This is a genomic window from Pseudomonas sp. W15Feb9B (assembly GCF_000828175.1).
Lineage (GTDB): Bacteria > Pseudomonadota > Gammaproteobacteria > Pseudomonadales > Pseudomonadaceae > Aquipseudomonas > Aquipseudomonas parakoreensis.
This window is the reverse complement of sequence record NZ_JTKF01000055.1, coordinates 1-8,190: the sequence shown is the minus strand read 5'-3', so window position 1 is coordinate 8,190 and position 8,190 is coordinate 1. Positions and strand designations below refer to the sequence as shown.

Annotated in this window: 6 protein-coding genes; 4 read left to right on the top strand and 2 right to left on the bottom strand. The window is 60.7% G+C overall.

What is annotated here, in order from left to right; translation table 11 throughout:
• The first annotated feature begins 180 nt into the window (after positions 1-180).
• From OC71_RS24180 to selO, 3 genes are read left to right on the top strand one after another with little or no spacing between them, the layout of a single operon-like run.
• Positions 181-1,923: a potassium/proton antiporter gene (locus OC71_RS24180; protein ID WP_041074130.1), complete on the top strand. Its 1,743-nt coding sequence runs from the start codon at positions 181-183 to the stop codon at positions 1,921-1,923.
• A 34-nt stretch (positions 1,924-1,957) separates the two neighbouring features.
• A complete protein-coding gene (mscK, locus tag OC71_RS24175) occupies positions 1,958-5,311 on the top strand; it encodes a mechanosensitive channel MscK (RefSeq protein WP_041074128.1) in 3,354 nt (1,117 codons plus the stop codon).
• 48 nt (positions 5,312-5,359) lie between these two features.
• Positions 5,360-6,823 carry a protein adenylyltransferase SelO gene (gene selO / locus OC71_RS24170; RefSeq protein ID WP_041074126.1) on the top strand — a complete coding sequence of 488 codons (1,464 nt, stop codon included), beginning with the start codon at positions 5,360-5,362 and terminating at the stop codon, positions 6,821-6,823.
• Between the two features lie 6 nt (positions 6,824-6,829).
• Here the strand turns inward: selO and OC71_RS24165 are convergent, their stop codons facing one another.
• The gene (locus tag OC71_RS24165; protein ID WP_041074124.1) at positions 6,830-7,231 is read right to left on the bottom strand and encodes a type II toxin-antitoxin system HigA family antitoxin; all 402 of its coding nucleotides are present in this window, start codon (positions 7,229-7,231) and stop codon (positions 6,830-6,832) included.
• Entirely contained in the window at positions 7,228-7,524 is a 297-nt protein-coding gene (locus tag OC71_RS24160) for a type II toxin-antitoxin system HigB family toxin (protein WP_041074122.1), read from the bottom strand. Before OC71_RS24160 ends, OC71_RS24165 begins: the two co-directional genes overlap by 4 nt.
• A 193-nt stretch (positions 7,525-7,717) precedes the next feature.
• On the opposite strand from OC71_RS24160, the gene trxC reads away from it, so the two are divergent.
• The gene (gene trxC, locus OC71_RS24155) at positions 7,718-8,152 is read left to right on the top strand and encodes a thioredoxin TrxC (protein WP_041074120.1); all 435 of its coding nucleotides are present in this window, start codon (positions 7,718-7,720) and stop codon (positions 8,150-8,152) included.
• Positions 8,153-8,190: the final 38 nt, after the last annotated feature.

Below are 8,190 nucleotides of genomic sequence, written 5' to 3'. Positions count from 1 at the left end.
GTCCCCTCTCCCTCCGGGAGAGGGCTAGGGTGAGGGTAGCGATCCCCAGCCGAACCCATACCTCAAATCCCATAGCGTAAAAAGCTTTTTGACAGCATCACATTTCAACAGGTTAGAATCGCTGGCACGCAGACTGCATGGTCAGTTTGTGCCCGTCTTTACGCTTCTGGAGTACTGCCTTTGAATGCGACGACCATCAACAGCCTGTTCTTGATCGGCGCGTTGCTGGTAGGTGCGAGCATTCTTGTCAGCTCACTGTCCTCCCGTCTCGGCATTCCCATTCTGGTGATCATCCTCGCAGTCGGCATGACCGCCGGGGTCGATGGCGGCGGGATCATTTTCGATAACTACCCGACGGCTTATCTGGTCGGCAACCTCGCACTGGCGGTGATCCTCCTCGACGGTGGCTTGCGCACCCGGGTTTCGAGTTTCCGCGTGGCCCTGTGGCCGGCGCTGTCACTGGCGACGGTCGGGGTGTTGATCACCACCGGACTGACCGGCATGGCCGCCGCGTGGCTGTTCGACCTGAACCTGATTCAGGGCCTGCTGATCGGTGCCATCGTCGGTTCGACTGACGCCGCTGCGGTGTTCTCGCTGCTCGGCGGCAAGGGCCTCAACGAACGGGTGACCGCCAGCCTGGAAATCGAATCCGGCAGCAACGACCCGATGGCGGTGTTCCTCACGGTGACCCTGATCGACATGCTCGCCAGCGGCCAGACCGGCCTGCACTGGAGCCTGTTGACCCACCTGATCCGCGAATTCGGCATCGGCGGCGTGATCGGCCTGGGCGGTGGCTGGCTGATGCTGCAACTGGTCAACCGGATCAACCTCGCCACCGGCCTGTACCCGATTCTGGTGATCGCCGGCGGTCTGGTGGTGTTCGCCCTGACCAACGCCCTGCACGGCAGCGGCTTCCTCGCGGTGTACCTGTGCGGTCTGGTGATCGGCAACCGCCCGGTGCGCAGCCGTCACGGCATTCTGCACATGCTCGACGGCATGGCCTGGCTGGCGCAGATCGGCATGTTCCTGGTGCTGGGGCTGCTGGTCACTCCGCATGATTTGCTGCCGATCGCCCTGCCCGCCCTCGGTCTGGCGCTGTGGATGATTCTGTTCGCCCGGCCACTGTCGGTGATCGTCGGCCTGCTGCCGTTCAAGGCGTTCCATGGTCGCGAGAAAGCGTTTATTTCCTGGGTCGGTCTGCGCGGCGCGGTACCGATCATTCTCGCAGTGTTCCCGTTGATGGCCGGGCTGCCGAATGCGCAGCTGTACTTCAACCTCGCGTTCTTCATCGTACTGGTGTCGCTGCTGGTGCAGGGCACAAGCCTGCCGTGGGTCGCCAGACTGCTCAAGGTGACAGTGCCGCCGGAGCCGGCGCCGATCTCGCGATCGGCGCTGGAAGTGCACATCACCAGCGAGTGGGAACTGTTCGTTTACAAGCTCGGCGCCGAGAAATGGTGCATTGGTTCACCGCTGCGCGAGCTGAAAATGCCCGAAGGGACACGTATCGCCGCGCTGTTTCGTGGCCAGCAACTGCTCCATCCGTCGGGTAGTACGGTGCTGGAAGTCGATGATTTGCTGTGTGTTATCGGCCATGAACACAACCTTCCAGCCCTCGGCAAACTGTTCAGCCAGGCACCGCAACGCGGTCTGGATCTGCGTTTCTTCGGTGACTTCGTCCTCGAAGGAGACGCCCAGCTTAAAGCGGTTGCGGCGCTTTACGGGTTGCCGGCCGAGGGCATTGATCCGGACATGACCCTGGGCGCGTTCATTGCCCAGAAGGTTGGCGGTGCGCCGATCGTTGGCGACCAGGTGGAGTGGAACAACACCCACTGGACGGTCGCGGTCATGGACGGGAACAAGATCGGCAAAGTGGGCGTCAGATTCCCCGAAGGAAGTCGCCCGGGTCCCGGTCTCTTCCTCTAAACTGCGTCCACTCTCACTTGCTTGACCGGTCTCTATGCCTACCCTGCGCTCTTTCTTTTTCGCGGCCCTGCTGGGCCTGAGTCTTTCCGTCGGCCCGCTGTATGCCGCTGAACCGCCGTCCAGCGAAGCCGTGCAGGCCAGCCTGGACAAACTGGCCGACAGCAAACTGCCGGATGCCGACAAAAAGACCCTGCAAACGGTCCTGCAAACCACGCTCAACCAGCTCAACAGCCGGCGTGATTACGACCAGAAGCTGATCGACCTCAAGCAGCAACTGGCCTCCGCCCCGCGGCAGACCATCGAGAACACTCGCGAACTGGCACGCCTCAAGGCCACGGCAGTGGTGCCAGTGGCGCAGCGTTTCAGCAAAGAGTCGATCCAGCAGCTGGAGCAGATCCTCACCGATCGCTCGACCCAGCAAAGTGACCTGCAAAAAGCCCTGGCCGATGCCAACAGCCTGATCATCACCGCCCAGACTCGCCCAGAGCGTGCGCAGGCAGAAATCTCTGCCAGCCAGACGCGCATCCAGCAGATCAACAACATCCTCAAGTCCGGCAAGGACAGCGGCAAGACCGTCAGTGCCGAACAACGCGATCAATTGAACGCCGAGCTCGCCGCGTTGAACGCACTGATCCCGCTGCGCCGTCAGGAACTGGCCGGCAACAGCCAGTTGCAGGATCTGGGCAACAGCCAGCACGACCTGCTCACGGAAAAGTCCGACCGACTCGATCGCGAGATCCAGGAACTGCAGACGCTGATCAACCAGAAGCGCCTGGCACAGTCGCAGGAAACCGTCACCCAGCAATCGATCGAGGCACAGAAGGCCGGCGGCAGCAGCCTGCTCGCCACTGAAAGCGCCGCCAACCTCAAGCTCTCTGACTACCTGCTCAAAAGCACCGACCGCCTCAACGAAGTCACCCAACAGAACCTGCAGACCAAACAGCAACTCGACAGCCTGACCCAAAGCGACTCGGCCCTCGACGAGCAGATCAACGTGCTCAAGGGCAGCCTGCTGCTGTCGAAGATTCTCTATAAGCAGAAGCAGGCGTTGCCGCGGCTCAAGGTCGACCGCGATCTGGCGGACCAGATTGCCGACATTCGCCTGTATCAGTTCGAAGTCAGTCAGCAACGCGAACTGCTGAGCAACCCGGCGACCTACGTCGACAACCTGCTTTCCACCCAGCCACCGGAACAAGTCACCCCGCAACTGCGCAAGAGCCTGATGGAACTGGCCAACACCCGCGCCGATCTGCTGGAACGTCTGAACCGCGAGCTGAGCGCGGTGCTCAACGAATCGATCACCCTGCAGCTCAACCAGAAACAACTGCTGAGCACCGCGCAGAGCCTGCGTGCGACCCTCGACGAGCAGATGTTCTGGATCCCCAGCAACAAGCCACTGGACACAGAATGGCTACGCGGTGTGCCGGAGCGGCTCAAGCGGCAGATCGACACCCTGCCGCTGGCCTCGAGCCTGAGCGAGCTGACCGACGGTCTGACCCAGCGTCCGCTGCTGTTTCTGCCGCTGGCCCTGCTGATCGGCGCTCTGCTGTGGCGGCGCAAGGCGCTGTATGCACGGCTGAACAAGGTTCACCAGGACATCGGTCACTTCAAGCGTGACAGCCAGTGGCATACCCCGCAGGCGATCCTGATCAACATTCTGCTGGCGATGCCGGTGGCCCTTGGCCTGGCGCTGTGCGGGCTGGCCCTGCAGATCGACGCCCGCGGGCAGAACGCCAACATGGGCGCGGCGCTGCTGCAAATGGGTCAGGCGTGGCTCGTGTTCTACACCGCTTACCGGATTCTCTCGCCAGGCGGTGTGGCCGAGTTGCATTTCCGCTGGGACAAACCGCAGGTCGAATTCCTTCAGGGCTGGATCCGTCGCCTCGGGCTGGTGGTGATGGCGCTGGTGACCGTGGTGGCGGTGGCCGAATTGCAACCGGCAGCGCTGGCCGACGACGTCATCGGCATGCCGGTGGTGCTGACCTGCTACGCGCTGATGGCGTGGCTGCTCAGCCGCCTGTTGATCAGCAGCCCGGCCCACGAAAACACCTCGCTGTTCCGCAAGGCCGTAGGCGTGATGTTCACTCTGTTGCCAATCGCCCTGTTCGTCGCGGTGTGCTTCGGCTACTACTACACCGCGCTGAAACTCAGCGACCGATTGATCAACACCCTGTACCTGCTGATGTTCTGGCTGGTGATCGAAGCCACGTTCGTGCGCGGTCTGGCGGTCGCTGCACGCCGCCTGGCCTATCAGCGCGCCTTGGCCAAACGTCAGGCGGCCAAGGAGGCCGGCGACGGCGAAGCGGTGATCGAAGAGCCGACCCTGGACATCGAGAAGGTCAACGAACAGTCCCTGCGCCTGATCCGTCTGGCGCTGCTCGGTGGCTTCATCGCCGCGCTGTACTGGGTCTGGGCTGACCTGATCTCGGTGTTCTCGTATCTCGACAACATCACCCTTTACGAATACACCAGCGGCACCGGCGCCAACATGAGCATGGTGCCAATCAGCATCGGCGACATGCTCGGCGCGCTGATCATCATCGGCATCACCTTCGCCCTGGCGCGCAACCTGCCGGGTCTGCTGGAAGTGTTCGTGCTGTCGAAACTCAATCTGGCGCAGGGCAGCGCCTATGCGACCACGACGCTGCTGTCCTACGTGATCGCCGGCGTCGGTTTCGTTTCCACGCTGTCGACCCTCGGCGTCAGCTGGGACAAGTTGCAGTGGCTGGTGGCGGCGCTGTCGGTCGGTCTCGGTTTCGGTATGCAGGAGATCTTCGCCAACTTCATCTCCGGCATCATGATCCTGTTCGAACGCCCGGTGCGGATCGGTGACACCATCACCATCGGCAACCTGTCGGGCACCGTGAGCAAGATCCGCATCCGCGCCACCACCATCACCGATTTCGACCGCAAGGACATCATTGTCCCGAACAAGACGTTCATTACCGGGCAACTGATCAACTGGTCGCTGACCGACACCATTACCCGCGTCACGCTGAAACTCGGTGTGGATTACGGCTCCGACCTGGATCTGGTCAAGGAACTGCTGCTCAAGGCCGCCCGGGAAAACCCACGCGTGCTCAAGGAACCCGAGCCGCACGTGTACTTCCTCAACTTCGGCGAAAGCACCCTCGATCACGAACTGCGCATGCACGTGCGTGACCTCGGTGACCGCAACCCGGTAATCGATGAAGTGAACCGCTTCATCAACCGCGAGTTCAAGAAGCAGCACATCAACATCTCGTTCCGCCAGATGGAGGTGTACCTGAAAAACCTTCATGGCCAGGAATACAAGCTGGTACCCATCGAAGACGAGAACAAAACCATCGTCCCGATGGGCGCGGAGCAAAAGCCGCTGCAAGAGCCGCCGCCGGCCAAACTCGACTAACCGGTCTGATCCCAGCAGAATGCTCGGACATTCTGCTGGAGCCGGCCCTTGAAAGCCCTCGACGAACTGACCTTCGACAATCGCTTCGCCCGCCTCGGCGACGCGTTCTCCGCCCATGTGCTGCCCGAGCCGATCGACAACCCGCGCCTGGTCGTCGCCAGCCCGGCGGCCCTGGCCTTGCTCGATCTCGACCCGACGACGGCTGACACTCAGGAATTTGCCGAGCTGTTCGGCGGCCACAAGTTGTGGGCCGATGCCGAGCCGCGGGCGATGGTCTATTCCGGGCACCAGTTTGGCGGCTACACGCCACAACTGGGCGATGGTCGCGGGCTGTTGCTCGGCGAGGTGTATAACCAGGCCGGCGAACATTGGGACCTGCATCTGAAGGGCGCCGGGCAGACGCCGTTTTCGCGTATGGGCGATGGTCGGGCGGTGCTGCGTTCATCGATCCGTGAATTTCTCGCTTCCGAAGCGCTGCACGCGCTGAACATTCCGTCTTCACGTGCAGCCTGCGTGATTGGCTCCGACACCCCGGTGTGGCGCGAAAAGCAGGAACGCGCGGCGATGGTGTTGCGTCTGGCGCCAAGCCATATCCGTTTCGGCCACTTCGAATATTTCTATTACACCAAGCGTCCCGAGCAGCAGAAGCAGCTCGGCGAGCATGTATTGGCGATGCACTATCCCGAATGCCTGGAGCAACCGGAACCGTATCTGGCAATGTTCCGCGAGATCGTCGAGCGCAATGCCGAACTGATCGCCAAGTGGCAGGCCTACGGCTTCTGTCACGGGGTGATGAACACCGACAACATGTCGATCCTCGGCATCACCTTCGACTTCGGCCCGTTCGCCTTCCTCGACGATTTCGATGCCCACTTCATCTGCAACCATTCCGATGATCAGGGTCGCTACTCGTTCAGCAATCAAGTGCCGATCGGCCAGTGGAACCTCAGCGCCTTGGCCCAGGCGCTGACGCCGTTCATCAGCGTCGAAGCCCTGCGCGAAACCCTCGGCCTGTACCTGCCGCTGTTCCAGGCGCACTACCTCGACCTGATGCGCCGTCGCCTCGGCTTCACCAGCGCCGAAGATGACGACCAGAAATTGCTTGAAGACCTGCTGCAGCTGATGCAGAACAGCGGCGTCGACTACACCTTGTTTTTCCGCCGCCTCGGCGAAGATTCAGCAGAACAGGCTGTCGCCCAATTGCGCGATGACTTCGTCGACATCAAAGGCTTCGATGCCTGGGGCGAGCGCTACGTGGCACGGGTTGCCCGCGATGGTGACAGCGATCAGGCACAACGCCGTACGCGGATGCACGCGGTCAATCCGCTGTACATCCTGCGCAACTACCTGGCGCAAAAGGCCATCGATGCCGCCGAACAAGGCGACTACTCCGAGGTGCGCCGGCTGCATGCGGTGTTGAGCAAACCGTTCGACGAACAGCCGGGAATGGAAGGTTATGCCGAACGGCCGCCGGAGTGGGGCAAGCATCTGGAGATCAGTTGTTCGTCTTGAGGCAGCCTAGATGAATACGTCTACAGGCACCTTGAAGTAGTCGGCCAGCCAGCGAACTTGCCGCAAGTTCAACTTGCGCTTGCCGTTCAGAATTTCCGAAACAACGGATTGAGTACCCACACCCGGCAGGTCGCTCTGAGTCAGTCCATGTTCGCGCATCAGGTAGCCGAGGACCTCTTCGCCGCTCGCCTCGGCCATCGGATGGTGTGTGCGATCCCACTCCCCAATCCAGTCACTGATGATGTCCACCAGACTCGCGAGTGGGTGCGAGCCATCATCACCGGTTATCTCAAGGATCTCGCCGACGGCCTGAACCAAGGCGTCGTAATCCTCTTCATTTTTCGGTTTGCGCAGCAACGGAGAGACAAACTCCCAGTGCTCGGCAACTGTCTTGATCAAACTACTCATACCTTTCCCTCCTTCCATTTGCCCCGATCGTATTCGCGGTGGTCGAGCACATGTTTGATGTAGAGCCTTTGTGACCGATAACTGACAAAAGCGATTAGCCTCAATTTGTTGCCACCAATGTCGAAAACGTGGAGATCACCCACCTTGTCGGTGGCAGGAAATATCGACTTCATTGCCGCGAAGTCCGTTGGATTACTCCTGCTTGCCAGACGAAACCATTGCGCTAGCGCGCTTGCTGCCTGTGGCCACTGCTCCTTGGCCTCTCGAATGGGTTTTTCACTGAACACATGCATGCAACATCCTTATCGCATTCTGCTATGGGGAGTTAATCACAAAATGAAATTATCGCAACTTGCGATACATCCAGGCAGACCAACGGTCTGCCTCGGTACGACTCAGCCTAGATCCAACATTGAAATCCGCATGATTGAAAATATGAGCAAACGTCTCCAACTAGGGTTTATCGCCCTTCACTGGACCTCGTTCATGACCACCCCATTGCTGATCCCCTGCCCCGCCTGCAACGGCCTCAACCGCATCCCCGCCGAACGCCTCGCCGACCAGCCAAAATGCGGGCGCTGCAAGTCCGAGGTGCTGCGGAGCAAGCCGTTCGAACTCAAGCAAGGCGATTACGCCAGCCAGATCAAGGGTGATCTGCCGTTGTTGGTGGATGTGTGGGCGGACTGGTGCGGGCCGTGCAAGTCGTTTGCGCCGGTATTCGAGCAGGCGGCGGCGCAGTTGGCAGGCAAGTGCCGGCTGGCCAAGCTCGACAGCGAAGCCAATCAGCAGTTGTCGGCGCAGTTGGGGATTCGTTCGATTCCGAGTTTGATTCTGTTCAAGAACGGCCGGGAAGTGGCGCGTCAGAGCGGGGCGTTTCCATTGCCGCAGTTGCTGGCGTGGCTGCGTAGCCAGGGCATCTGACCCTCCACAGGACCCCATGTGGGAGATTCTATGTTGCT